General features: G+C 69.7%; 17 protein-coding genes. 3 read left to right on the forward strand and 14 right to left on the reverse strand.

Annotation, left to right across the window (positions count from 1 at the left end):
- Positions 1-23: 23 nt before the first annotated feature.
- The 9 genes from ftsW to mraZ form a co-directional block, all read right to left on the reverse strand.
- Positions 24-1,373, reverse strand: a complete 1,350-nt coding sequence (gene ftsW / locus G531_RS22010; RefSeq protein ID WP_211221830.1) for a putative lipid II flippase FtsW — start codon at positions 1,371-1,373, stop codon at positions 24-26.
- 30 nt (positions 1,374-1,403) lie between these two features.
- Positions 1,404-2,867 carry a UDP-N-acetylmuramoyl-L-alanine--D-glutamate ligase gene (gene murD, locus G531_RS0111255; protein WP_026927336.1) on the reverse strand — a complete coding sequence of 488 codons (1,464 nt, stop codon included), beginning with the start codon at positions 2,865-2,867 and terminating at the stop codon, positions 1,404-1,406.
- Entirely contained in the window at positions 2,849-3,976 is a 1,128-nt protein-coding gene (mraY, locus tag G531_RS0111260) for a phospho-N-acetylmuramoyl-pentapeptide-transferase (RefSeq protein WP_026927337.1), read from the reverse strand. Before mraY ends, murD begins: the two co-directional genes overlap by 19 nt.
- Positions 3,973-5,511 carry a UDP-N-acetylmuramoyl-tripeptide--D-alanyl-D-alanine ligase gene (locus G531_RS0111265; RefSeq protein ID WP_026927338.1) on the reverse strand — a complete coding sequence of 513 codons (1,539 nt, stop codon included), beginning with the start codon at positions 5,509-5,511 and terminating at the stop codon, positions 3,973-3,975. Before G531_RS0111265 ends, mraY begins: the two co-directional genes overlap by 4 nt.
- A complete protein-coding gene (locus G531_RS22015; RefSeq protein ID WP_487042733.1) occupies positions 5,508-7,079 on the reverse strand; it encodes a UDP-N-acetylmuramoyl-L-alanyl-D-glutamate--2,6-diaminopimelate ligase in 1,572 nt (523 codons plus the stop codon). Before G531_RS22015 ends, G531_RS0111265 begins: the two co-directional genes overlap by 4 nt.
- 58 nt (positions 7,080-7,137) lie before the next feature.
- Positions 7,138-9,369 carry a peptidoglycan D,D-transpeptidase FtsI family protein gene (locus G531_RS0111275; protein ID WP_051215374.1) on the reverse strand — a complete coding sequence of 744 codons (2,232 nt, stop codon included), beginning with the start codon at positions 9,367-9,369 and terminating at the stop codon, positions 7,138-7,140.
- A gap of 24 nt (positions 9,370-9,393) precedes the next feature.
- On the reverse strand, positions 9,394-10,044 hold the full coding sequence (ftsL, locus tag G531_RS24635; RefSeq protein ID WP_051215375.1) for a cell division protein FtsL: 651 nt from the start codon (positions 10,042-10,044) through the stop codon (positions 9,394-9,396).
- Entirely contained in the window at positions 10,041-11,111 is a 1,071-nt protein-coding gene (gene rsmH / locus G531_RS0111285) for a 16S rRNA (cytosine(1402)-N(4))-methyltransferase RsmH (RefSeq protein WP_026927340.1), read from the reverse strand. The genes ftsL and rsmH overlap by 4 nt, the downstream gene beginning before the upstream one ends.
- 196 nt (positions 11,112-11,307) lie before the next feature.
- On the reverse strand, positions 11,308-11,733 hold the full coding sequence (mraZ, locus tag G531_RS0111290; protein ID WP_026927341.1) for a division/cell wall cluster transcriptional repressor MraZ: 426 nt from the start codon (positions 11,731-11,733) through the stop codon (positions 11,308-11,310).
- Between the two features lie 532 nt (positions 11,734-12,265).
- On the opposite strand from mraZ, the gene G531_RS0111295 reads away from it, so the two are divergent.
- Genes G531_RS0111295 through G531_RS0111305 form a run of 3 tightly spaced genes read left to right on the forward strand, consistent with a single transcriptional unit; the run spans position 12,266 to position 16,662 of the window.
- Positions 12,266-13,195 carry an AAA family ATPase gene (locus tag G531_RS0111295; protein WP_211221832.1) on the forward strand — a complete coding sequence of 310 codons (930 nt, stop codon included), beginning with the start codon at positions 12,266-12,268 and terminating at the stop codon, positions 13,193-13,195.
- A gap of 3 nt (positions 13,196-13,198) precedes the next feature.
- Positions 13,199-14,464 (forward strand): DUF58 domain-containing protein, encoded by a 1,266-nt coding sequence (locus G531_RS22025; RefSeq protein ID WP_051215376.1) that lies wholly within the window; start codon positions 13,199-13,201, stop codon positions 14,462-14,464.
- Positions 14,464-16,662 (forward strand): transglutaminaseTgpA domain-containing protein, encoded by a 2,199-nt coding sequence (locus tag G531_RS0111305; RefSeq protein ID WP_026927343.1) that lies wholly within the window; start codon positions 14,464-14,466, stop codon positions 16,660-16,662. Before G531_RS22025 ends, G531_RS0111305 begins: the two co-directional genes overlap by 1 nt.
- 152 nt (positions 16,663-16,814) lie before the next feature.
- On the opposite strand, the gene G531_RS0111310 is transcribed toward G531_RS0111305, so the two are convergent.
- The 5 genes from G531_RS0111310 to G531_RS0111330 all read right to left on the reverse strand — a co-directional run bounded on the left by G531_RS0111310 (position 16,815) and on the right by G531_RS0111330 (position 24,125).
- Positions 16,815-17,189 carry a DUF3040 domain-containing protein gene (locus G531_RS0111310; RefSeq protein ID WP_026927344.1) on the reverse strand — a complete coding sequence of 125 codons (375 nt, stop codon included), beginning with the start codon at positions 17,187-17,189 and terminating at the stop codon, positions 16,815-16,817.
- A gap of 219 nt (positions 17,190-17,408) precedes the next feature.
- The gene (gene dinB / locus G531_RS22030) at positions 17,409-18,752 is read right to left on the reverse strand and encodes a DNA polymerase IV (protein ID WP_245630496.1); all 1,344 of its coding nucleotides are present in this window, start codon (positions 18,750-18,752) and stop codon (positions 17,409-17,411) included.
- Positions 18,753-18,754: 2 nt separating this feature from the next.
- Positions 18,755-19,489, reverse strand: coding sequence for a class I SAM-dependent methyltransferase (locus G531_RS22035; protein ID WP_051215381.1), 735 nt, complete (start codon positions 19,487-19,489; stop codon positions 18,755-18,757).
- 139 nt (positions 19,490-19,628) lie between these two features.
- Positions 19,629-23,471 (reverse strand): DNA polymerase III subunit alpha, encoded by a 3,843-nt coding sequence (locus tag G531_RS0111325; RefSeq protein WP_026927345.1) that lies wholly within the window; start codon positions 23,469-23,471, stop codon positions 19,629-19,631.
- The gene (locus G531_RS0111330; protein WP_145978715.1) at positions 23,472-24,125 is read right to left on the reverse strand and encodes a DUF6504 family protein; all 654 of its coding nucleotides are present in this window, start codon (positions 24,123-24,125) and stop codon (positions 23,472-23,474) included.
- Between the last annotated feature and the right edge of the window lie 786 nt (positions 24,126-24,911).

Raw genomic sequence — 24,911 nt, forward strand, 5'->3', positions numbered from 1 at the left:
GAAACTGACAGATTCTTGGACGGTCAGTGGCGCGAGCCGACCACCGCGGTGACCCGGGGTGCCGGTGCTGCCTTGGCCGCCTCCCGCAGCGCCCGGGCCGCGGGTTCCTGTCTGGCACACGAACACAGCACGCCGAGGGCGATCATGTTCGCCAGCAGCGCCGACCCGCCGTAGGACAGCATCGGCAGCGGTACGCCGAGCACCGGCAGCAGGCGCAGCACCACCGCGACGTTGACCAGGGCCTGGAACATGAACCAGGTGGTGATCCCGGCGGCCATCAGCCGGCACATCAGAATGTCCGAGCGCAGCGCGATCCGCAGCCCGGCGTACCCGAGCAGGAGGAACAGGCCCAGCACCAACAGGGAGCCGATGAGCCCCAGTTCCTCCCCGATCACCGCGAAGATGAAGTCGGTGTGCGCCTCGGGCAGGCTCCCCCATTTCTGCCGGGAGGCGCCCAGGCCGACGCCCCACCAGCCGCCGGTGGCCAGCGCCAGGACGCCCACGGTGGCCTGCATGTTGGCCCCCTCGACGTCCGCGGTCGGATTCAGGAAGGCCAGCATGCGCCGCATCCGGTTCGAGGACTGCAGGGTCATCGCCGCCATTCCGACCACCGCGAACACCGCCATGCTGCCCAGGATCCGCAGCGGGGCGCCGACGGCGAACAGCACCGCGACCATGATTCCGCCCATGATCACCGTGGTGCCCATGTCCCCGCGGAAGATCACCAGTGCCAGCACGAGCAGCCACACCGGCAGGAACGGGAACAGCAGATGCCGCGGCTGGTCGAGCACCTTCTGCTTGGTGTCCAGCACGGCCGCCCCCCACACGATCATCGCGACCTTGGCGAACTCCGAGGGTTGGATCCGCAGCAGCGAGGTGCCGAACTCGATCCAGTTGGTGTTCCCGTTGACCTTCACGCCGAGTGGGGTATACGTGAGGATCAGCAGACCGAGGGCCGCGAACATCGCGAACAACGAGACCCGGCGCAGTTGCTCCGGCGTGGCCCGCGCGACCAGGAATGCGGCGATCAGGCCAACCAGGGCGAAGCCGAGCTGGCGCTTGAAGAAGTAGTAGGAGTCGCCCACGTTCGACATGGCGTACACGCTGGAACTGGACAGCACCATGACCACCCCGAGGGTGATCAGCAGCCCGGCGGAGACGATCACCAGGTACAGGCTGGCCTGCGGGTGGCTGAGCCAGCGACCGAGCAGGTTGGTGGTGGAACTGCGGGCCTGCCGAACCCGGGCGAACGCCCCGCCGGCGGCGACCGGTCGGCCCGGATGCGACAGCGGTGCGGCCGAGCCGGTGGCGGTGGGGCCGGCGATTCTGTTGGTGCGAGCGGCAGCGGCTCGGGGGGTAGTCGGCTGGGCCACCTGCTCCCCCTCTCCACTCATCGTGCGCGGTCAGCGCCCGGACAGTTCCTCGACGGCGGCGGCGAATGCCTCCCCACGGGCTCCGTAGGAGGAGTACATGTCGAGGCTGGCGCAACCGGGCGCCAGCAGCACGGTGTCCCCGGGCCGGGCCATGGCTGCGGCGGCCTGGACGACCTCCGTCATTGCTCCAGTGTCGGACCGATCGACCACGATCACCGGGACCTGGGGCGCGTGTTGCGCAAGTGACTGTTGAATCAGGGCACGGTCCACCCCGAGCAGCACCGCGCCCCGCAGGCGGGGGGCCTGCTGGGTGACCAGGTCGTCGAAGTTGGTCCCCTTGGCCTGGCCCCCGGCGACCCACACGATCGACTCGAAGGCGTTCATCGAGGACTCCGCGGCGGCCGGGTTGGTGGCCTTGGAGTCATCGACGTAGGTCACCCCGTCGACCTCGGCGACCCGGGCAATCCGGTGTCCGCCCAGTTCGACCGACTGCAGCCCGGTCCGGACCGCCTGGGCCGGTACGCCGTAGCTGCGCGCCAGCGCGGCGGCGGCCAGGGCGTTGGCCACATTGTGCGGTGCGGCCGGCTGGACATCGGCGACCTTGGCCAGTTCGAGGGCCGAACTCTGCCGCTGCGGAATGAAGGCCCGATCGACCAGCAGGTCGTCGACCACGCCGAGCATCGACATGCCCGGCAGGCCCAGGGTGAAGCCGATCGCCCGCGCCCCCTCAGTGACGTCGGCCTCCTCGACCATCCGTTCGGTGGCCGGATCGGCGACGTTGTAGACACAGGCATGGGTGACCCGCTCGAAGATCCGGGCCTTGTCGGCGCCGTACTCCTCGAAGGAGGCGTGCCATTCCAGGTGGTCCGGGCGCAGGTTCAGCACCGCGGCCGAATGCAGTTGCAGCGTGTGGCAGTAGTGCAGTTGGAAGCTGGACAGTTCCAGGACGAACACGTCGTAGTCGACCTCGACATCGAGCACTGCCTCGCACACCGGCCGGCCGATGTTGCCGACCAGGGCGACCTGCTTGCCGGCCGCGGTGAGCATCGCCTCGAGCATCTGGACCGTGGTGGTCTTGCCGTTGGTGCCGGTCACCCCCAGCCAGGGCTGCCCGCCGTCGGCGCGGGCCGGGGAGCTGATCTGCCAGGCCAGTTCGACGTCGGACCAGATCGGGATTCCGCGTTCGGTCGCCTGGGTGAGCAGTGGGTGGCTCGGGCGCCAGCCGGGCGAGGTCACCACGAGATCGACGTCGGTGGGCAGCCCCGCCGAGGAGCCCTCCCCCAGGTGCACCTCGGCGCCCAGCGCCTCCAGCAGCGTGGCCCTGTCGCGATTGGTGGGCGTGTCGGCGTCGTCGACGATCAGGACCCGGGCGCCGCATTCCAGGGCCAGGTCGGCGGCCGCGAAGCCGGACTTGGCCAGTCCGGCGACCAGCACCCGACGGCCCTGCACCGGCTCGCGATTCAGTTGGTCCAGCTTCACAGCCCGCTCACCCATTCCCCGTAGAAGATGCCCAGGCCGAGGGCGACGAAGATGCCGGAGATGATCCAGAAGCGGACCACGATGGTCGACTCACCCCAGCCGATCATCTCGAAGTGATGCTGCAGCGGCGCCATCTTGAACAGCCGTTTGCCCTTGGGATCGGGGTCGCCCCGGCGTACGGCCAGGCGCTTGGTGGTCTTGAAGTAGGTGACCTGCAGGATCACCGACAAGGTGATGATCACCATCAGCCCGGCCAGGATCACCAGCAGCAACTCGGTGCGGGTGGTGATGGCCAGCCCGGCCAGCGCGCCGCCCAGGGACAGCGAGCCGGAGTCGCCCATGAAGATCTTGGCGGGCTTGGTGTTCCACCACAGGAACCCGAAACAGGCGCCGGCCAGGGCCAGGGAGACCACTGCCAGGTCGTGCGGGTCGCGGACCTCGTAACAGCGTGGCCCGGCGGTCGACAGGTCGCCGCAGGTCTGGTTGTACTGCCACAGGTTCACCAGCGCGTACGCCGCGAACACCATGGTGCAGGCGCCGGTGGCCAGCCCGTCCAGGCCATCGGTCAGATTCACCGCATTCGAGGCGGCGGTGACCAGCAGCACGATCCAGATCAGCGCCAGGATCGTGCCGATCACCACCCCGAAGCGGGCGAAGTCCAGCCACGGAATGTCGCGCAGGAAGGAGATCGCCATCGAGGCCGGGGTGCGCCCGTCCTCGTCGGGGAACTGGAAGGCCATGAAGCCGAAGGAGACCGCGACCAGGGTCTGCCCGATCAGCTTGCCCTTGGAATCCAGGCCCAGCGAACGTTGCTTGGAGATCTTCGTCCAGTCGTCGAGGAAGCCGATCAGGCCACAGCCGACGAACAGGTAGAGCACCAGCAGTCCGGAGACCGAGGGTGGTCGCCAGTTGATCAGGTGGGCCATGAAATACGCCGCCACGGTGGCCAGGATGATCACCAGCCCACCCATGGTGGGGGTGCCGCGCTTGGTCTTGTGCGCGGTCGGCCCGTCCTCACGAATGAACTGCCCGTAGCCGTTCTTGACCAGAATCCCGATCGCCAGCCGCGTCCCGAGCAGTGTGAACACCATCGCCAACGCAGCAGCGATGAGGATTGTTTTCACTGGTTGTCTCCTGTACCGGTGCCCGAAGCCGGGTTGGTCCCCGACTTGATCATCGCATCAGCTACCCGCTCCAGGCGCAAACCGCGGGAGGCCTTCACCAGGATGATGTCGCCGGGTGCGGTTTCGGCCTGCAGGATCGCGATGGCCTCGTCGAGGCTACCCATCACCCGGGCATCTTCGCATCCCGAGTTCCGGGCGGCGGTCACCATGTCGGGCGCATTGTCCCCGATCGCCAGCAGCGTCCCGATCTGCAGCGCGCCCACCGCGCGCCCGATCGCCTCGTGCTCGGGCAGCGAGCGGTTGCCCAGTTCCAGCATCTGGCCCAGCACGGCCCACAGGTGGACCCCCTGCTTGTGCCGGCGCCGGGCCCGACCCATCGCCGCCAGGGTCTCCACCGCGGCCAGCATCGACTCGGGGTTCGCGTTGTAGGCGTCGTTGAGGACCGCCAGCCCGTCGGGGCGTACGGTCAACTCCATCCGCCACCGCGACCGCGAGACCGCCCGGTTGAGGCCCGCGGCGATCACCGCCAGCGGGACCCCGCAGACGTACGCCGCCGCTGCCGCGGCGACCGCGTTGGCCACCTGGTGACGCCCGATCAGCTGCAATTGCACCCGGACCGATTCCTCCCCGTCCGGGGTCTCCACGTGCAGCAGGAAGCTGTACTGATCCAGATCCGAGGGCTGCGGTTCGGTCGCCCAGACCCGCAGTTCGACCCGGTCCCCCGCGCCGCCATCGGCGGGCAGGTCCGGCCGGCCGGCGTCGGCCAACAGGTCGGGGCGGCCCCCGGCGGAGAACAGCGCGATCCGGGCCTGCGTCCGGTCGGCCATGGCGAGGACGCGTCGATCGGTCCCGTTCAGCACGGCCCAGCCATCGCTGGGCAGCGCCTCGACGAGTTCCCCCTTGGCCTGGGCGATCACATCCTGGCTGCCGAACTCGCTCACGTGGGCCTGGCCGACGTTGAGCACGATGCCGACCTGCGGCGGCGTGACCCCGGTGAGATAGGAGATGTGGCCGAGCCCGCGGGCCCCCATCTCGGCGACCAGGTAACGCGTGGTCTCGTCGCAGCGGCACGCGGTCAGCGGGGCGCCGATCTCATTGTTGAAGTTGCCCGCCGGGGCGATGGTGGGCCCCTCCCGCTCCAACACCTGGGCGAGCAGGTCCTTGGTCGAGGTCTTGCCCTGGGAACCGGTCACCCCGATCACGGTCAGGTCGGGCAGGTGGGTCACCACATGGTGCGCCAACCGCCCCAGGGCCTCGGTGGAATCGGCGGTCACCACACAGCGGGCCGCGATCTCGGGGGGCAGCCCGTCGGGGACCCGGTTGCACAGGAAGGCCGCGGCGCCTGCCTGCGCCGCGGTCTCGATGAAGTCATGGCCGTCGACCCGCTCCCCGGGGAAAGCCACGAACAGCGCTCCCGGGGTCAGCTCACGGGAGTCGATACTGACCTGCGGTCCCACCTGGATGTCCGCCACCGACGGGTCGGGAGCGACGGCGCCCACCGCCCGCGCGAGTTCGCTGAGCGCGATCAGCCTCATTGTGATCCCCCTTCGGCCCTTGACCGAACAACTATTGCCCAAACCTCAGTCAAAACAGTGGAGTCGTCGAAGGGTGTCACGCGATCGTTGATCTCCTGCCCTGTCTCATGCCCCTTGCCGAGCACCACCACGATCGATTCTCCCGCGTGAGCGGCGGCTCGGGAAAGGGCCAGGGTGATCGCGGCCCGGCGCTCGCCACCATCGACCACCTCGGCGCCGCCCTCGGCCCGGGCGCCGGCGATCACCTGGGCCCGGATCGACGCCGGGTCCTCGGTCCGCGGGTTGTCGTCGGTGACCACGACCAGGTCGGCGCCGGCCGCCGCGGCCGCCCCCATCGGTTCGCGTTTGGTCCGGTCCCGGTCGCCGCCGCAGCCGACCACGGCGATCACCCGGGTGCCCGCGGCGCGCTCGGGCGCGAAGACCCCCAGCGCGGAGGCGACCGCCTGCGGGGTGTGCGCGAAATCGACGATCGCCAGCGGCCCGCCCGGCAGGTCCACCCGCTGCATCCGGCCGGGGATCTGCACCGTGGCCAGGCCGTCGACGGCCCGGGCCAGGTCGGCGGGCGGGTTGAGCCGGCTCAGCATCGCCAGCGCGGTGACGGCGTTGCGGACGTTGTAGTCCCCGTGCGGGGCCAGGGTGAAGGTGCGCTCCCCATGCGGGGTGGCGACGCGGACCTGGTTCCCCTGATGCGCCAGGACGCGGAAGTCGGCGGGCTCGCGCCACCCGGTGGTGACCAGCTCGACGTCCCCGGCGCTGCGGATCCGATCGGCGAGCGTACGCCCCCAGGGATCATCGACGTTGACCACCGCTCGCCGGGTCCGTTCGGGGGTGAACAGCTGCGCCTTGGCCTCGAAGTACTCCTCCATCGTGTGGTGGAAGTCCAGGTGATCCCGGCCGAGGTTGGTGAACGCGGCCACGTCGAAGCGGATCCCGGCCACGCGCTGCAGCACCAGCGCGTGCGAGGAGACCTCCATCGCCACGGCGTCGGCGCCACGTTCGGCGTACAACCCCAGCAGGCCCTGCAGTTCGGGTGACTCCGGGGTGGTGACGGTGGTCCGGGCCCCGGCGAGATCGGTGTCGTCCAGGCGGAAGCCGATGGTGCCGATGGTGCCGACCCGGTGTCCGGCCGCGCGCAGCATCGCCTGAATCAGGTACGCGGTGGTGGTCTTGCCGTTGGTGCCGGTGATGGCGTACATGGCCATCTGCTCGGCCGGGTGGCGATAGATGTTGGCGGCCACCTCCGCCATGGCGGTCCGCGGGTCGGCCACCTCGACCACCGGTACGCCGCACGCGCCGGCCAGCCCGGCGCCGGCGGCGTCGGTGAGCACCGCGGCCGCTCCGGCAGCCACCGCCGACGGCACGAAGTCGGCCCCGTGGAATCGGGTTCCGGGCAGGGCGACGTAGACATCGTGCGGCTGCACCAGGCGGGAATCCAGTGTGATGCCACTGAGCCGCACCGCGGGGTCGGCGGCGTGGACCGTGCGTACGGACACTCCCGCGAACGCCGTCGACCAGTCCACCGCGGCGGGGGTGGGTCGCAACAGTTCGGGCTGATTCGGCTGGTTCACAGGCTCGACCGTAGCCGCTCCGGCGCGCCCGGGGCAGGGCGACACCTCATTCGGCGGCTCACCACTCCAGTTCATACTTCGGCGACGTGGTTGTCGAGGGCTGCACCGCGAACCGCTTCAGGGCTGCCCGGGTGACATCGCGGTACACCGGCCCGGCACTGTGCGCGCCGTTGGACTTCGTCTTCGGATACATGAACATCACGTAGGTCACGATCTGCGGATCCTCGATCGGGGCCGCCCCGACGAAGGAGGTCAACACACCGTCGTACTTGCCCTTGTCGGCCTGGTAGACCTCCGCGGTGCCGGTCTTGCCGCCGGTGCGGTAGTCCTCCATCCCGAGTTCCTTGGGGCCGCCGGGGCCGATCACGGCCTCCATCATCTGGGCGACCTGCCGGGAGGTCTGCTCGGAGACCACCCGGCGGCTCTCCCGGGCCGGCTGGGCGATGGCGTGACCCTGCGCGTCGGTGGCGCCCCGGATGATCGTCGGCTGGTTGTAGACCCCGCCGTTGAGGATCCCGGCCACCGCGGCGGTCATCTGCACCGCCGACGTCGAGAAGCCCTGCCCGAAGGAGATCTGATCCCGGGCCGCGTCGGACATGTCGGCGCCGGGCAGGTAGCCGGCCCCCTCACCGGGCAACTCGATCCCGGTCGGGCGACCGATCCCGAAGTTGTAGAGGTACTGGCGGTACTTCTCCTTCTCCATCTGCCTGGCCAGCATGATCGTGCCGATGTTGGAGGAGTGCACCATCACCCCGGTCGCGGTGGCATTGGTGTAGCCGTGTTGCCACACGTCGGTGACCTTGCCCCCGCCGGATTCGATCGAGGGCGGCAGCACCAGCCGGGTGTCGGGGGTCATCGTCCCGCCGTCGATCAGCGCGGCCATGGTCAGGATCTTCTGCACCGACCCGGGTTCATAGGTCTGGGTGACCGCACGGTTGCCCAGGTCCTGCGCCTGCGCGGCGGCGGTCCGGTTCGCGTCGAAGGAGGGGGTGTTGACCATCGCCAGGATCTCGCCGGTCTTGACGTTCATCGTGACCAGGGTGCCCGATTCGGCTCCGATGTCCTGCTGCTGCCGCTTCATCAGTTCCTCGGCGGTGGCCTGCAGTTCGGCGTCGATGGTGAGCTGGTAGTTCGTCCCGTTGGTGGCCGGGGTCAGCACGTTGGAGCCGAGCGGGATCCGCAGGCCGGCCGGGGAGGACTCGAAGACCTCGCTGCCCGCCTGGCCGGCGAGTTCCTTCTCATGGGCGTACTCCAGTCCCCCGGCGCCGCGGTTCTCGGAGTTCAGGAAGCCCACCACGCCGGCGGCGGTGTCGCCCTCGGGGTAGTAGCGTAGCGGGTCGGATTCCCGGAACACGCCGTAGATGCCCAGCCGGCTGAGTTCGTCGGCCAGCCGCTGGAACTGGGCGGCCGGGATCTTCTTGGCGACGTAGGCGAACTTCGTGTTGGGCTTGGTCAGCGCCGGCAGGTAGTCATCGCGCTGGCCGCCGATGTAGTTGACCATCAGGTCGGCGATCTGGTCCGCCTTCGGCGTGGTCAGGCTCGGGTCGCAGGTGATCGCCACCGCCGCCTCGCTGATCGCCAGGGCGGTGCCGTTGCGGTCGGTGATCGTGCCCCGCATCGCCGGCAGCGGAACCTTCCGGGTGAGCTGGCGTTCGGCGGCCGCGGCGTAGGAATTGGCATCGAAGCCCTGCAACTGGATCAGCCGGACGCCCGAGGCGGCCACCGCGACCGCGAGTACCACCAGCACGATGCGCAGCCGGAGCGCACCGTTGCCCAGGCCCCAGCGCACCGGTCCGCGGGCCCGGCGGCGGGCCCGGGCGGCAGCGGCCTTCGTGCCGATCGCGCCCAGCAGCGACGGTCGGGGCGCGGGAGCGGCGGGACGACGTCCGCCGGCCGGACGCCGGGTGGTCGGACGTCGGTCGGTGTTGCGGGTCGTGCGGGTATTGCCGGTGGCGCGGGTGGTGCGGGAGCCCGGCGTACGCCCGGAGGCGCCGGCGGAGGACCGGGACGCCGGCCGGGTGCCGGACTGCCGCGAGCGGGCCGGATCCTTCGCCGCCCGGGCACTGCCCGCGCGGGTGCCGGTGGAGCGGGCCGAGGTCGAGGCGGACCGAGCCGTCCCCGACCGCGCCGTGGACCTGGAAGCCGAGGACGAAGCCGAGGACCGGGAAGCCGAGGACCGGTCGGACGCACCGCGGGCACCGGGCCGACTGCCGGAGTCACCGCGTCGCGTGGCGCGGGTCGGATTGGCATCCGAGGAGGGGCGCCCGGGTCGGGGGTCTCTGCTGGTCATCGTTCAGTCCTTGCGGGTCGCGGGTCAGTTGGCCGGCTGCTGCGGATTCTGCTGGTTCTGCGGGCTCGGATTCGGTTGGCTCTGCTGCTGGGCCTGCTGCGCCTCCTGCTGTCGGCGTTTCAGGTCCGCATCACGCTTGCGCTGAATGTCCTGCTGCACGCTGGTGGCCTCACGCTGCGCGGCCTGGCGCCGGGTCTCCGCCTCCCGGACGATGTCGCTGCGACGATTGGCCTCCACCTCCGCCTGCGGCAGTTGTACCGACTGTGGCAGGTAGCGGCCGTCATTCGGCTTCGCCTCGCCGATGATCTGCCCGTCGGGCAGTTTGACGTAGTTGATCTGCCAGTAGGGGCGCATGCCCAGCTTGGCCGCACGCCGGTTCAGCTCATCCACCGAACTCGCGTGGGTGACCTGGCTCTCCAGTTCGCCCTGTTGGTAGGACAGCACGCCGGCCTGCCGCTCCAGCCGGGACGCCTCCACGGCCTGGCCCTGCAGGGTGGTGTTGAGCAGCAGCACCCCCATCATCCCCAGCCCCAGAATGCCGGCGAGGACCAGCACGAACGGGATCCGCGCCAATTGCGTACGCCGGGGCGGCACCGCCTGCAACCGGGCGGCGGGACCCGCGGCGCGCTCGTCGAGACCTTTGCGGACCTCGGGGCTGACCGGCTGCACACTCATCGGGACTCCTCGATCCGTTCGGCGGCGCGCAGCCGGGCCGAGGCCGCGCGGGGGTTGTGGGCGATTTCGTCGGCGCCGGGCTTCTCGGCACCACGGGTGAGCAGTTCGAACTCCGGGCCGTACCCGGCCGGGACCACCGGCAGACCCCGGGGGGCCCGCGACTCCGCGGCCGCGCGCAGGGTCTGCTTGACCAGGCGATCCTCCAGCGAGTGGTACGCCAGCACGGCGATCCGGCCCCCGAGGGTGAGCGCGGCCAGCGCGGCCGGCACCGCCCGTTCGAGCGCCTCCAGTTCCCGGTTCACCTCGATCCGCAGGGCCTGGAAGGTCCGCTTGGCCGGGTGTCCCCCGGTGTGCCGGGCGGCGGCCGGGATGGCGCCGGCGATCACCTCGACCAGGCGCGCGGAGTCGGTGAACGGTTCCTGCTCCCGAGCCGCGACGATGCGCTGGGCGATCCGCTGGGAGAAACGTTCCTCCCCGTAGCGGGACAGGATCCGGGTCAGCTCGGGGGCCGCATAAGTATTGACAATGTCGGCGGCGGTGAGGGCCTGATCGGGATCCATCCGCATGTCCAGCGGCGCGTCGGTGGCGTACGCGAAGCCGCGCTCGGTCCGGTCGATCTGCAAGGAGGACAGGCCCAGGTCCATCAGGACCGCCTGCACCCCGGTCAGTCCGGCGGCCGCGACGATCTCGGGGATCTGGTCGTAGACCGCGCGCACCCCGATGAATCGGGCCCGGGCCGGGTCCGGGGAGGAAAGTGGAGCGGTTCCCGGGGAGGAAAGTGGAGCGTCCGGCGGGGAGGGAAGTGGAGCATCCCCGGCCACGGTGCTCGCCAGCGGCGGGAGCAGGCGTACGCCGAAGGGCCGCAGCCGCTCGGCGGCCAGTCGCAGGGCGTTGGGATCGCGGTCGATGCCGATCACGGTGGCCTCGGGACAGGCCCGCAGGATTGCTTCGGTGTGCCCCCCCAGACCCAGCGTGCAGTCGATGCACACGGCACCGGGTTCGGCCAGCGCCGGGGCCAGCAGTTCGACGATGCGCTCCAGCATCACCGGGGTGTGAATCTCACCCATGAGCCCTCCTGCCCTGCCCGACCCGGGCTCTGCTTGCGGTCGTTGGGATGCGCCGGTCCGTGCGGTGCCCGTCCCGTCAGGTTTCGACCCGAAACACGGTGGGAAGTGCGGCCTGGCACCGGGGAAGGTGCGCCAGGACGCTCGTGTCTCGGGCCGAAACCTCGCGGGACGGACTGTCCCGACGCTCGCCCCCGGCCTACTCGCCGGCGGCGAACTCCTCGTTCATTTCGGCAAACTCCTCTTCCTGCGCAGCGGAGTACTCCTCCCAGGTGGCGGCGTCCCAGACCTCCACGCGGTCGATCGCGCCGACCACGACGATGTCGGTCTCCAGCCCGGCGTACTTGCGCAACGCCGGGTTGATCGTGAGCCTGCCCTGCTTGTCCGGGGTCTCCGCCGAGGCGCCCGCGGCCAGCATGCGCTGGTAGTTGCGAACCGCCCGGTTGGTCGAGGACCCCGAAATCCTGCTGGCCATGGCCACGAAGTCCGCTTCCCGGTAGATCGCCAGACAGTGGTCCTGACCACGACTGATAACCAACCCGTCCGCGAACTCCTCACGGAACTTCGCCGGAAGGAAGAACCGGCCCTTTTCGTCGAGCTTCGGGTGATGGGTCCCCAAAAACATGGTTCAGGGCCACCTCCCTTAGCTCCGAATCGCACCGATCCGCTCCACTGCGCTCCACCCTACTCCACCTCGCTCCACTTCCTCCATCATTTGGGCCGGTGCTGGCGTCCGCGTGTTGCGTTTTGATCACGAATCGGCAGAATCGGTGCGGGATCTCCGAAGGCGGACGGACCGGTCGAGTTTGTTGCGGCGGGCCTTCTGCACCGATCGCGGGAACGCGTAAGGTGGTGTTCCGGGCAGATCGACCAGTCCGGGCATCTGCGCGGAACCGATCATCTGAATCCCTCGCCGCGCGGCATCGGCACGAATCCGATGGCGCCGTTGGAGAACCCATGCTTCGAGCCTTCGGGCGGCGGAGCTGAAGTGGCTGTGAGCGCCCGTCGCTCGGAGTGTTGTTGTTGCTGGATGTTGATGGAGGAAGCACGTGAGCTCCACGTACGGCCAGGGTTACCTGGACGCCAATCCGACAGAGACCACGTTCGGTGGTCGCCGCGGTATGGGACCGATTCCGCGTACCGCGACCGTGGAGGACGTGGCCCGGGTCACCGCTCAGGTCCGCGCGGCCATTGAGCAGGTGATCGAGGGCAAACGCTCGGCGATCGAGATTGCCCTGGTCGTGCTGCTGGCCGAGGGCCACCTGCTGCTGGAGGACAAGCCCGGGGTCGGCAAGACGATGCTGGCCCGCGCGATCGGCCGCTCGATCTCGGCCTCGGTCCGCCGGCTGCAGTTCACCCCCGACCTGATGCCCTCCGACATCACCGGTGTCTCGGTGTACAACCAGGAGCGTCGGGAGTTCGAGTTCAAGCCGGGCGGCATCTTCGCCAACATCGTCGTGGGTGACGAGATCAACCGCGCCTCGCCGAAGACCCAGTCCGCGCTGCTCGAGGCGATGGCCGAGCGCCAGGTGTCGGTCGACGGCACCACCTACGGGCTGGAACTGCCGTTCATGGTGGTCGCCACCCAGAACCCGATCGAGATGGAAGGCACCTATCCGCTGCCCGAGGCGCAGCGCGACCGGTTCATGTGCCGCATCGAGATGGGCTACCCGGCCCGCAGCGCCGAGCTGGACATGCTCGAGCATCACGGGGCCCGCAACCCGCTGGACTCCCTCCAGCCGGTGACCGACGCCGACACCATCATGACCCTGATTGAGGCGGTCAAGGAGGTCTATGTCGCTCCCCCGATCCGGGAGTACCTGGTCGACCTGATCACCTCGACCCGGGAGAACAAGCAGTTGCGGCTGGGTGCCTCACCGCGTGCCTCGCTGCAGTTGCTGCGCGCCTCCCGGGCGTACGCCGCGATGCAGGGTCGCGACTACGTGAATCCCGATGACGTCGCCTTCCTGGCCGGACCGGTGCTGGCCCACCGCGTACTGCCGGTGATGACCAGCACCAACCCCAACGACGTGACCGAAATCATCGACTCCTGCGTCCGTTCGGTCCCGGTTCCGGATCGGAAGTAGCCCTTGAAGCGCAACCCGTGGAATCTGCTCACCGGTCGCGGCAAGCTGTTCCTGATCGTGGGCCTGGCCGTCCTCATCGCCTCGATGCTGCTGGGTCAGCGCGATGTGCTGTGGCTCGGCTGGCTGTTCATCCTGCTGCCGATCATCGCGGTCCTGCTGATCGGGAGCACCCGGCTGCAGCTGACCTGTGAGCGCAGCAGCGATCACGACCGGATCGAGATCGGCGACCAGGTCGAGGAAGTGCTCGTCCTGGACAAGCAGGCCAGCCGGATCCCGACCGGCCTGCTGCTGTTCGAGGACCATCTGCCCCAGGCCCTGGGGGCTCGCCCCCGCTTCACCGTGACCAAGGGTCTGGGCGCCTGGCAGCGCCGGATCTCCTACCCGCTGACCGGACATCAGCGGGGTCGGTTCAGCATCGGCCCCCTGCTGGTCCGCAGCACCGACGCGTTCGGCCTGGTCCAGTTCGACCGCCAGTTCAGTGCCACCTCCGAGCTGTTGGTGACCCCGAAGGTGCACAAGCTCGGGATGATGCGCAATGTCGGCGGCGGCGGCGCCTCCGGCGAGACCCGTCCGCAGCGGCTGGGCGCGGTCGGCCAGGACGATGTGCTGATTCGCGAATACCGCGAGGGTGATGACGTACGCCGGGTGCACTGGCGCTCGACCGCCCGCCGCGGTGAACTGATGGTGCGTCGCGAGGAGCAGGCCTGGGATCCGAGCATGACCCTGGTGCTGGACAACCGCGCGTCCCGGCACGCCGGCTACGGCCCGGAGTCCTCCTTCGAGGAGGCGGTGTCGATCGCCGCCTCGGTGGCGCTGCATTTCCAGGGCGACGGCTACGACGTCGACATCTACGACATCCGTGGTCCGATGATTCCCGGGCTGATCAGCCGGCAGATCACCGCCGACCATCTGCTGCTGGCCTACACCGATGTGGTGGAAGTGCCCGACACCGAGGTGTCCGGCGAACTCAAGGGTGCGCTGAACGGACAGAACGGACAGTTGATCCTGGCCGTGATGGGCCGGATGACGGTGCCGGATGCCGAACTGTTGCTGCGCAGCCGCCGCAACCGGGCGCAGGCGATGCTGGTGGTCCTGGATGTGGACAGCTTCACCGCGCCGGCCGATCGGATCTCGGTCGAGGCCCGCAGTGAACATGACGCCGCGGTGGAGCTGCTGCGCAGCCATCACTGGCGGATCAGCGAGGTCCGCCGGGGGCTGCACGCCCCGGACGTGTGGACGTCGCTGGAACGGATGGGAGAACGAGTCTGATGAGCTTGCGGCTCAGAACCAGTGACCGCCTTTCGTTGGCGGTCATCATTGCGGTGCTGTTGGCCTCGGTGACCCTGCTGCCCCTGACCACCGACCGCAGTTATCTGGTGTTCTCCTCGATCCTGGTGGTTGCCCTCGGGGTGATCTCGCTGATCCTGCGCCGCTTCCGGCTGGATTCGGGACTCGTGCTGCTGATCCAGGCGGTGTTCACCGCGGTGTTCCTGTTCCTGGTCTCCGGCACCTTCGGTGGCGACGGGAACATCTTCAGCAACTTCCTCGGTCACTACACCGAGGCCACCGACTTCCTGCGCAGCCAGGCGGCCCCGCTGCCGCCGAATCCGGGTGTGACGCTGTTGCTGGTGACCGCGGTCGCGGTGGTGATGCTGCTGACCGATGTGATGGTCCAGGCGATCGAACGGCCGGTGTGGGCGATTGCTCCGCTGGTCACCCTGTTCCTGGTCCCGGCCCTCGGCCTGCGCGACGACATCAACTTCTGGTACTTCGCGGCGGTCGCGGTGGGCTACCTGGTCATCCTGATGGCCGAGGGGATCAGCCTGACCGATCTGTGGCCGCGGCGGATCCGGCGGAGCAGCTCGGAGCGCCGCGGTGGCGCGATGATCCGGATCCTGGCCACGACGGTCGGGATCCCCGCGCTGATCTTCACCTTCGTGCTCGGCATGATCACCCCGACGCTCAACTCCGACGGCTGGGGCCTGAGCAAGCCCAAGGGCAACGACGGGCCGCTCCAGCTGACCGACCCGACCCTGGATCTGCGCCGCAACCTGAACCAGCCGGAGAATCGGCTGGTGCTGAGCTACACCACCGATCAGCCCAGTGGCGCGTACCTGCGGATGGCGTCGCTGCCGGTGATCAACCAGAACGGCTGGCAGCTGACCGGGATGCAGCTCAACTCGGGCAACAACCTGCCGCCGGCGGCCGGCTACCAGGCCCGGCCCGGTGATGTGACCCGCAAGACCCAGGTGGAGATCAAGGACTTCCGGTCGGAGTATCTCCCGCTGCCCTACGCGCCGACGTCGTTCAACGCGCCGGGCCAGTGGGCCTGGGACCGGGAGTCGCTGATGGTGCTGTCGACCGCGTCGAACCGCCAGGATGCGACCCGGAACCTGAGCTACAGCGTCGACAGCGTCGACATCCGTCCCGACGGAGCCGGCCTGTCCCAGGCAGCGGCCGGTCACCCGCCGGATGCGCAGTTGACCGCCCCGATGCCGGCCGATATCCCGAACGACATCGTCGACCTGGCGGTGAAGATCACCGCCGATCAGCAGACCCCGGCGCTCAAGGCGGCGGCGATCCAGGAGTACCTGCGCTCCAACACCTTCACCTACTCCACCGAGCCGCTGCCCGGCTCGGGGTATCAGGCGCTGCAGAACTTCCTGTTCACCGACAAGAAGGGCTACTGCGAGCAGTTCGCCGCCTCGATGGCGCTGATGGCGCGGGTGGTCGGAATTCCGTCGCGGGTGGCGGTCGGGTTCCTGCCGGGGGAAGCCTCGGGCAAGACCTGGAACGTGTCGATCCGGGACATGCATGCCTGGCCGGAGCTGTACTTCGAGGGTTATGGCTGGGTGCGGTTCGAGCCGACTCCGGCCTTCGCCGCCCCGGCGTGGAGCGTACGCGGGGAGGCCCCGCCGCAGTCCGGGGCGCCGACCCCGAGCTCGAACCCGTCGGCGCAGGGCGAACCGACCCCGCAGGCCCCGGCGTCGGAGACCCCGGCCCCACCGCCCGCCGGCCCCGAGGTCAGCAACGCGCCGTGGGCGCGGATCCTGGCCACCGCCGCCGGTCTGGCGATCATCCTCGGCCTGCTGGTCACCCCGATGTTCGTCCGGATGGCGCGGCGCAACTCCCGGCTGGAGGCCGTCGGGGATCCCGATGACCGGGTGGAGAACGCCTGGCGGGAGGTACGCGACTCGGTGGTCGACCTGGGTGAGAACTGGCCGGTCGGTTCGCCCCGGGTGGTCGGTGCGCATCTGGCGCACGATCTGAACGGGACGGCCGCGAAGGCGGCGACCACGCTGTCGCTGATGGTCGAGCGGGAGCGTTTCGCCCGCAGCCACACCATCAGTGCCGATCTGGCCGCGATCGTCGGTGAGATTCGACACGGCCTGGCGGCGAACCAGGATCGCAGTCAGCGGATCCTGGCCACGGTGATGCCCCGCTCGCTGTTCGTCCGGGAGTCCTAGCGGGTCCCCCGGCAGGTTCGGCCCGCCCCGTCGATCGGTGATTCGTTTCCCGATCGGCGGGGCGGTTCACGTTCAGGGGTTGCGGGGCCGGAAAACAGAACAACCGTCACCGCAGGGGTGACGGTTGTGGCGGGGCCGAGGAGTGGGTGGGGTCAGTTCTCCTCGCCCTGCCGACGGCGCCAGCGCTCTTCCATCTTGTCCATGAAGCCGGTGTTGGCATTGGCCTTGGTTTTGCCCGTACGCGGGGTCGAGCCCGAATCGGCCCGGCGGAACGAGGTGAGCGCCACGACGGTGGACACCAGCATGATCACGAAGCCGACCACACTGAGCACCCAGTGGATCTGCATCCCGGCGATCAGCGCCACGGCACCGACTACGAACCCCAGACCCGCGAGGGCGGCTCGCTTGCGGTGCAGGACCCGACCCCCCTGGCTACCACGAAGGGTATTGGCGAGTTTGGGGTCTTCGGCCGCGAGGGCGGCCTCCATCTGGTCGAGGAGCTTCTGCTCCTCATTCGAAAGCGCCACGGTCGCACCTCCATTGTCATGTTCAGGCCGCCGAGGATCTGGCGTGCTTGTCCGGGCAGGTTCACCGGGCCGGGACCCGGTGAGCAAAAAGTCTGACCAACTGGAGAACGATTCGGATCCGGGATTTGTTTCCCGAACCGACCGCGAACGGTATTCGGATGCCCTGAGTCTGACAGGTCATCGTGCTACCGCGTCCTCCAGATGAATCGTACCCAAAGTCTACCCGTCGCGGCGTGTCGTGGGGGCATGATCCCGTCCCCCGGTTTCTGCTGATCCGCTCCGGGGCCGGTGCTCGGTGCGGGTCAGCACCGCGCGTTGCACCGCACGGGGACCGAACTTGCGCACCACGGCGTCGATGGCCCGATCCGCCTCCTGCCAGCCCCGGTCCGGCTCGGTCAGTCGGGGTTGCCGGTAGACCCGTTCGGGCTCCAGCAATCCGCTCAGGCGTACCCCGACCTTGCGGATCCGGGGCCGGGACAGGGCCAGCTTCTGCCACAGGTCGCTGACCCGGTCGTACACCTCCTCGGTGATGTCGGTCGGTCCGGCCAGGGTCGCCGAGCGGGTGACCTGGGAGAAGTTCGCGAAGCGGATGATCAGGGTCACCGTCCGGGCGTACAGACCGGCCTCGCGGAGCCGGGAGGTCGTGCGTTCCGACATCCGCAGCAGTTCCCGGCGGACCGCGTCAGGATCGTCGGTATCGCGCCCGAAGGTCTCCTCCGACCCGATGCTGCGCTCGGGCACATGGTTGATCACCGGGCGCGGATCGCGGCCCCAGGCCAGATCGCTGAGCACCTGCCCCTGCCGGGGCCCGAAGACCCGGCGCAGGGTGTCGACCGGGACATGGGCCAGATCGCTGACGGTGTGCAGACCGAGTCGGTGCAGGGCGGTCGCGGTGGACTCCCCCACTCCCCACATCGCCTCGACCGGCAGGGGATGCAGGAAGGCGACGACACCGTCGGGGGCGACCTCGCGCAGCCCGTCGGGTTTCGCGGCGTTGGAGGCCAGCTTGGCCACGAACTTGGTCGGGCCGATCCCGACCGAGCAGGGAATGCCCTGCTCGTCGGCGACCATGGCGCGGATCTGTTCCCCGATCGCGGCCGCACCGCGGTCGCCGAGGGCCCCGGTCAGATCGAGGAAGGCCTCGTCGATGGAGGCCACCTCGACGGTCGGGGTGAAGGTACGCAACAGTTCCACCACGCCCTCGGAGGTTTCGGCGTACGCGTCGTAGTCCGGCGGCAGGATCACCGCTTTCGGGCACAGCCGGCGGGCGCGGGTCATCGGCATCCCACCGCTGATCCCGAAACTCCGGGCGGCGTAGTTGGCCGAGAGCACGACTCCCCGACCGGCTCCGCCGACCAGAAAGGGTTGGTCGCGCAGTTCGGGATGATTCCGCAGCGTCACCGAGGCGTAGAAGGCATCCATGTCGACGTGCAGGATCGTCGGCACCCGTGGGCCCTCCTCGGGCAGGGCGAACCGGGTGCCGTGCGGCACGAAGATCCGGGTGTCCCGGGAAGCGTTGCGCGCCGGTCGGGCGGGCGGACGGGGTTGCGGTGGGCCGGACACGCCTACTTCCAGTGCGCGCACAGGTGCAGCCGCGGCGCGACCGCGGCGTACTCGCTGTATTCCGAGGCCCGGGACTCCAGCGCCAGGAGCTCATCGCTGCGCCCCTCGAGCTCGGCCTGGGGCACCCAGTCGGCCAGCACCCCGATGCCGTGGGTCGCGGCGACCAGGAATCCGGCCTCCTTGACCAGCGGGACGAGGTTGGCACCGTCGAGCAGATCGGTGTTCTCCAGCAGGTCGGTCGCCCCGGCGAAATCGCCGGCCATCGCCGCCTTGAGGACTCGCGGATAGCGCTGTTGGATCAGCAGGCTGAGCATGCCGCCGGGGCTGAGCACCTGGCTGATCACCTCGAGCACGTGGCTGGTCCCGGTGACGGTCTGCAGGACCTGATGGCACAGCACCACATCGACCGAATCGGGTTCGATCAGGTTGGCCAGATTGTCCGAATCGCCCTGGATCGCCCGGACCCGGTCGGACAGCCCGATCTCGGCGGCCCGGCGCTGGGTGTTGGCGAGCGCATCGGGGCTGGGATCGACGACGGTCACCTGGTGCCCGGCCGCGGCCAGGGTGGAGGCCACCCCGCCGGTGCCGCCGCCGAGATCGACGATGACCAGGTCTTCCCCGAGGGCGGTGATCTGCTCGGTGAGCAGGTGGATGAGGTGGCGCTGGGACACCGATCGGCGTGCGTTCCGGCTGGCCACGCTGCCGCGGATCACGCTGCCTCGGACATTGCTCGCCATGGGGTCCTCCTCGCTGCCGGCACTGCCGACACGCCCGGTCGAGAGTGGATCGCCGGGGCTGCCTGATATCTCGATCGTGTTCTTCATGAGCCTACCTTCCTGGGTGTACGGGGACGGAGTGGGTGGTGCGGGTGGTGGATCAGTGGCCGGAACTGCCGGGGCTGGAGTGCCACAGCTTGCGGGGCGCCTCGCCGGCGGTGCCCCCGGCGGGTTTGATGTCGGCGTACGCGGATTGGGTGAACCCGCTGGGGTGGACCAGGACGCGGTGGCCGGGCGGGGCGAAGCCCTCGGGGACCCGGTCGATCTCGGCGTACACCGCGGCCAGCGCCCGGTCGTAGCTGTCGCCGGCCTCGAGTCGGGCCTGCCAGGTGGCGTACAGGGCGGCCAGATCCCAGCAGCCGGTGGCCCGCAGGGAGACGCCGCGGGCGCCGGTGCGGCGCAGGTCGCCGCGGACCAGGAGCAGCCAGGATCCGAACAGGGTCCGGGCGTAGGGGCCCTGGGCGTCCTCGAAGAAGGTCGCATCGACCGGGCCGGTGGTGTCGTCGAGGGTGAGGAAGACGACCCGGCGCCCGGAGCGGACCGGTGGGGTCTGGGTGGCGACCTTGACCCCGGCGACCAGAATCCCGGAGCGCCGGCGGGTCTGCAGCAGGTCGACCGCGCGGGTGATCCGCAGCGCGTCCAGCAGCGGCCGATAGAAGTCGACCACATGGCGGCTGGCATCCAGGCCGAGCACCTCCAGTTCGGCCCGGACCCGTTCGGCATCGGTCATCTCGGGCAGGCCGGAGGCTTCGGGTTCCAGGGTCTGGCCCAGGTCCAGCGGCAACTGCACCGCCGGCTGGGTGACCCGGTGCGGGGACGCGGCGGTGCCGGGGCCGGAGTCGTTCGGGCTGCGGTCATCGGGGCTGCGGTCATCGGGAGTCTCCCAGCGATGGGGACCGGAGCGCTTCAGGCGCAGGCCGCGGGCCCGCATCCCCGCGGCCGGTTCGTGGTGCCGCAGGTCGGCCAGGTGCAGCAGCAGATCGCGCCGGGTGAGCTGACCACGCCGGGGTACCCCGGTGGCCCGCCCGATCCGATGGATCGCGTCGAAGCCGCCGGCCAGGATGATCCGCTCGGTGACCGGTTCGCTGACCCGGGCCCGATTCCAGAAGTCGGGCAGCGATCGGTAGGGCTGACCGGCGACGATGCGGGCCACCTCGGCCTCGTCGATCCCCTTCACTTCGGCGACCGGGATGCGTACTCCCCAGTGTTCCGGCCGGTCCCGGCCGGACTGATCCACCGCGGGGACATCGAGCCGATCCGGCTCGGGGATGCCGGACTGATCCGCCGCGGAGAGGGGGTGGCCCGGCGGTGCCGGCTCGGGGCCGAGGTGGACGATGCGGTACTCGGCGCCGGACTCGTTGACGTCCAGGCCGAGGACCCGGATCCCCATCCGACGTACCTCCTCCAGGATGAGCCGCTTGGGGTACATCCCCGGATCGTGGGTGAGCACCCCGGCCAGGAAGGCGGCGGGATGGTGGGCCTTCAGCCAGGCCGACTGGTAGGTGGGCAGCGCGAAGGCGGCCGCGTGGGCCTTGCAGAAGCCGAAGGAGGCGAAGGATTCGAGCACGAACCAGACTTTGTCGATGACCTCCGCGGAATAGCCGCGGGCCCGGGCGAGGGGGTAGAACCATTCCTTCACTTCCCCCTGCAGGTCGCGTACGCCCAGCGCCCGGCGTACCTCGTCGGCCTGGGCCAGGGTGCAGCCGGTGAACACCGCAATGGTGCGGATCACCTGCTCGTGGAAGACGACCACTCCCCCGGTCTCGGCCAGGTGTGGCTTCAGGTCCGGATGCAGGTACTGCGGGTCGGCCCAGCCGTGTCGGGCGTTCAGGAACGGGACGACCATGTCGGACTTGACCGGACCCGGCCGGAACAGGGAGATGTCGATCACGATGTCGTTGAAGGTCCGCGGCTGCAGCTTGCCGACCAGTTCGCGCTGGCCGGGCGATTCGATCTGGAAGCAGCCGAGGGTGTGGGTGGAGCGGATCAGTTCGTAGGTCGGCGGATCGGTGAACTGGTTCCCGTCCGGGTCGGGGTCGGCCAGGGCGTCCAGGTCGATCTGTACGCCGGTGACCCGGGCCACCTCGCTGACCGCGTGCTGCATCGCCGACTGCATCCGGATGCCGAGGACGTCGAGTTTGAGCAGGCCGATGTCCTCGACATCGTCCTTGTCGAACTGACTCATCGGGAAGCCGCCGAAGCTGTACTCGATCGGGGTCCGGTCGCCGAGGGTGGCATCGGACAGCAATACCCCGCACGGGTGCAGCGCGACGTGGCGGGGCAGCCCGTCCAATTGCTCGACCAGGGAGAACATCAGATCGAAACGGCGTTCAGTGAGGCCGGCGGCCTGCAGTTCGGGCAGGTCGCGCAGCGCGGCCCGGGCATCGCGGGCGCGGATGTGCGGGAACGCCTTGGCGATGGCATCGATCTCCGAGGGCGGCAGGCTGAGCGCGGCCCCGACATCGCGAACGGCATGGCGGACCCGGTAGGTCTCCAGCATCGCCACGCAGGTCACCCGCTCGGTGCCGAAGTCGGCCAGGATGCGCTCGTAGATCTCGGGCCGGCGGGCGGATTCGACGTCGAGGTCGATGTCGGGCAGGGCCCGCCGCAGCGGGGAGCAGAACCGTTCCATGAGCAGCCCGTAGCGCATCGGATCGACCCCGGAGATGCCGAGGGCGAAGTTGACCAGGGACCCCGCCCCCGACCCCCGGGCGGCACAGCGGATCCCCATCCCACGGACGGTCTCCACGACATCGGCGACGGTCAGGAAGTAGGTCTCGAAGCCGAGCCCGCCGATCACCTCGAGTTCCTGCTCCAGCCGATCCCGGGCGGCCCGGTCGGGGGTGCCGTAGCGGCGGTGCAGCCCGGCGGCACAGCGTTCGGCGAGCACCGCGGCGGCCGGCCGGGGATCATCGGTGAGGACATCGAGTTCGGGCAGGTGGATCTCCCCCAGGCCCAGATCGGCCCGCGGATCCAGCCGACAACCGATGGCCAGGTTGCGGGTCTCGGCGAGCAGCCGTTCGGCCCCGCCGGGACCCCGCCCGCCGCGCTGGGCGACCAGGTGGGCCAGCTCGAGCATCTGTTTGCCCGATTTCAGGTACGCCTCGGCGTTGCGCCGATCGACGTTGCGGCTGCTGAGCGGGACCAGCCGGCGGGCACAGTCGAGCACATCGGTGACCATGGCCTGCTCCCGGTCGACCATCCGGACCTGGTTGGTCAGCACCACGGTGGTGCCGGCGGCGTCGGCCAGGGACAGCATCCGGGCGGCCTGTTCCAGCGACCCGGTCGCGTACCGCTGCGGTGCCCGGTGACGCGTGCCGGTACGCCCGGCCGTGGCGGCGATCTGGTGGTCGGCGACCGCGACCACGAGCTGGTCGCCGGGCAGCCGGGTGCGCCAGCGGTCCAGGCAGGCGGTGGCCTCGGTACGCCGGTCGGTGGCGACGAGCTCGCCGAACTCGGAGTCGGGGCCGAGCAGCAGCACCAGTTCCCCGGTCGCGGCGTACTTCAGCAGGGTGGGCAGGTCGAGAATCGGGGCGCCCCGCTGCCCGGCCTGATGGCTGGCGGTGACCAGTCGGCACAGGGCGGCCCAACCGGCGCGGGAGCGGGCGAGCAGGACGACCCGGGGCAGCCCGAGATCGCGGTCGGCGGAGGTCTGCACCTGGGCCTGGAGCAGGCGCAGATCATCGGCAGTGGCGGGGGCGCGGCGATTGGCGCCGGGGTACTCCCGGGGCAGGGCCAGGTCGACCCCGAGGACCGGAGCGACCCCGGACTGCTGGCAGGCCTTGGCGAAGCGAATGGCGCCGTAGAGCCCGTCGCGGTCGGTCAGGGCGAGGGTGTCCATCTCGAAGTCGGCGGCGCGGGTGACCAGATCGGCCGGGGTGGCCGCGCCGTGTTTGAGGGAGTATCCCGAGGCCACGCGGAGGTGCACGAACGGGTCGGCCATTCAGTCCACCACCTTGGCCAGCTGCCAGGTGTGCTCGGCCGGGTCGTGCAGCAGTTCGAAGACGCCGGATTCGCGCCCGTCGGAGGCGAGCACCCGCCAGATCTCCTGTTCGCCGAGCACGTCGGCGTCCGGGTCGGGTTCGATACCGGCGCTGCGTACGGCCTGCGCCGCCGGTGAATCCCACCAGGGCGCGGTCTGCACCCAGCGGGTCAGGATGGTACGCACGACCCAGACCCGGCGGTGCCAGGTGAAGCGGGCGGGACCTTCGATCCGGGTGTGTTCCTCGGCGAGGGTTCCGGTGGGTTCCGCGGTTCCTGCCGAGGTGTGGTCGGGCCATGCCGAAACGTGGTCGAGCCCTGCCGAAACGTGGTCGAGCCCTGCCGAAGCGTGATCGAGTCCTGCCGAAGCGTGATCGAGCCCTGCCGAAGCATGATCGAGCCCTGCCGAAGCATGATCGAGCCCTGCCGAAGCATGATCGAGCCCTGCCGAAGCGTGATCCGGGTGGTCGGGGTGGGCGTGCGGGCGGTTACCGGCGTTCCTCCGGCCGGGCGGGGTGCGGGTCGGGTCGGGGGTGGTGGCCGGGTCGGCGGTGAGCGGCTGGCCGGTACTGACCAGCCCGAGATGAACCTCGATCGGCTGCTGATAGATCCGCACGGCGGCTGGCCCCTTCCCCTGGGTCGACACGTCACTCACTTGTGTTTCGACCCGGGGAGCTCCGGTCCGGACGGGGGTCGAGATCCGTCCGGACCGGAGCCGGCCCTTCGTTCGACTGTTCGGACCGAGCGAATCAGTCGCACCCCGGCTCGCGACTTCCGAGGCGACCGCCGAGACCTTCCCCAAGTTCCCTGCAGCACCGAGCGATTCGAATCGATCGAACAACCACGCGTTCATCGAACACGTGTTCGAACATTTTCAATGATAGGCGCCCCCTCCGACAAAAAGTCAACTGCCCGGGTTCGAGCGGCCGGATCCCCGAAAAGTTTCGGGCGATTGCCCCTCCCCGCACGGACCGGGCGTCGGCCGGGGGCATCGAGCGCCACCCTGGGGCATCGAGCGTCACCCTGGGGCGGGCAGCGTCGGGGCGCCCAGAAGCCGGGTGCACCAGAGCGACGCTGGATCACCCGATCGACGCTGAATGACCCGATCGACGCCAGCTGTCGACGGCGCTTGAAAACTGGTCAGTTTCGGCGGCGTTACTGTCTACTCCTCAACCGCCGTCGACACCAGCTCCAGGCTCGACGGCACACCCCCGCCGCCAGGCACACATCCTCGAGCATTCCCCACCCGATACCCAGCGTCAGCGAGGGCATCGAGCGTCACCCTGGGGTGGGCAGCGTCGGGGCGCCCCGAAGCCGGGTGCACCAGAGCGAAGCTGGATCACCCGACCGACGCTGGATCGCCCGCGAGGGCCCCCGGCGGCATCTCCGCGATGACGCAGGC

Origin of the sequence: Granulicoccus phenolivorans DSM 17626 = NBRC 107789 = JCM 15570 (assembly GCF_000423085.1) — a bacterium.
Taxonomy (GTDB): Bacteria; Actinomycetota; Actinomycetes; order Propionibacteriales; family Propionibacteriaceae; genus Granulicoccus; species Granulicoccus phenolivorans.

Coding starts and splice junctions, on each gene's coding strand:
- ftsL (WP_051215375.1), bottom strand. CDS start 10,044: ATGAGTGTGCAGCCGGTCAGCCCCGAGGTCCGCAAAGGTCTCGACGAG.
- murD (WP_026927336.1), bottom strand. CDS start 2,867: ATGGGTGAGCGGGCTGTGAAGCTGGACCAACTGAATCGCGAGCCGGTG.
- G531_RS0111305 (WP_026927343.1), top strand. CDS start 14,464: ATGAGCTTGCGGCTCAGAACCAGTGACCGCCTTTCGTTGGCGGTCATC.
- mraZ (WP_026927341.1), bottom strand. CDS start 11,733: ATGTTTTTGGGGACCCATCACCCGAAGCTCGACGAAAAGGGCCGGTTC.
- rsmH (WP_026927340.1), bottom strand. CDS start 11,111: ATGGGTGAGATTCACACCCCGGTGATGCTGGAGCGCATCGTCGAACTG.
- G531_RS0111325 (WP_026927345.1), bottom strand. CDS start 23,471: ATGGCCGACCCGTTCGTGCACCTCCGCGTGGCCTCGGGATACTCCCTC.
- G531_RS0111275 (WP_051215374.1), bottom strand. CDS start 9,369: ATGACCAGCAGAGACCCCCGACCCGGGCGCCCCTCCTCGGATGCCAAT.
- G531_RS22035 (WP_051215381.1), bottom strand. CDS start 19,489: ATGGCGAGCAATGTCCGAGGCAGCGTGATCCGCGGCAGCGTGGCCAGC.
- G531_RS0111265 (WP_026927338.1), bottom strand. CDS start 5,511: ATGAGGCTGATCGCGCTCAGCGAACTCGCGCGGGCGGTGGGCGCCGTC.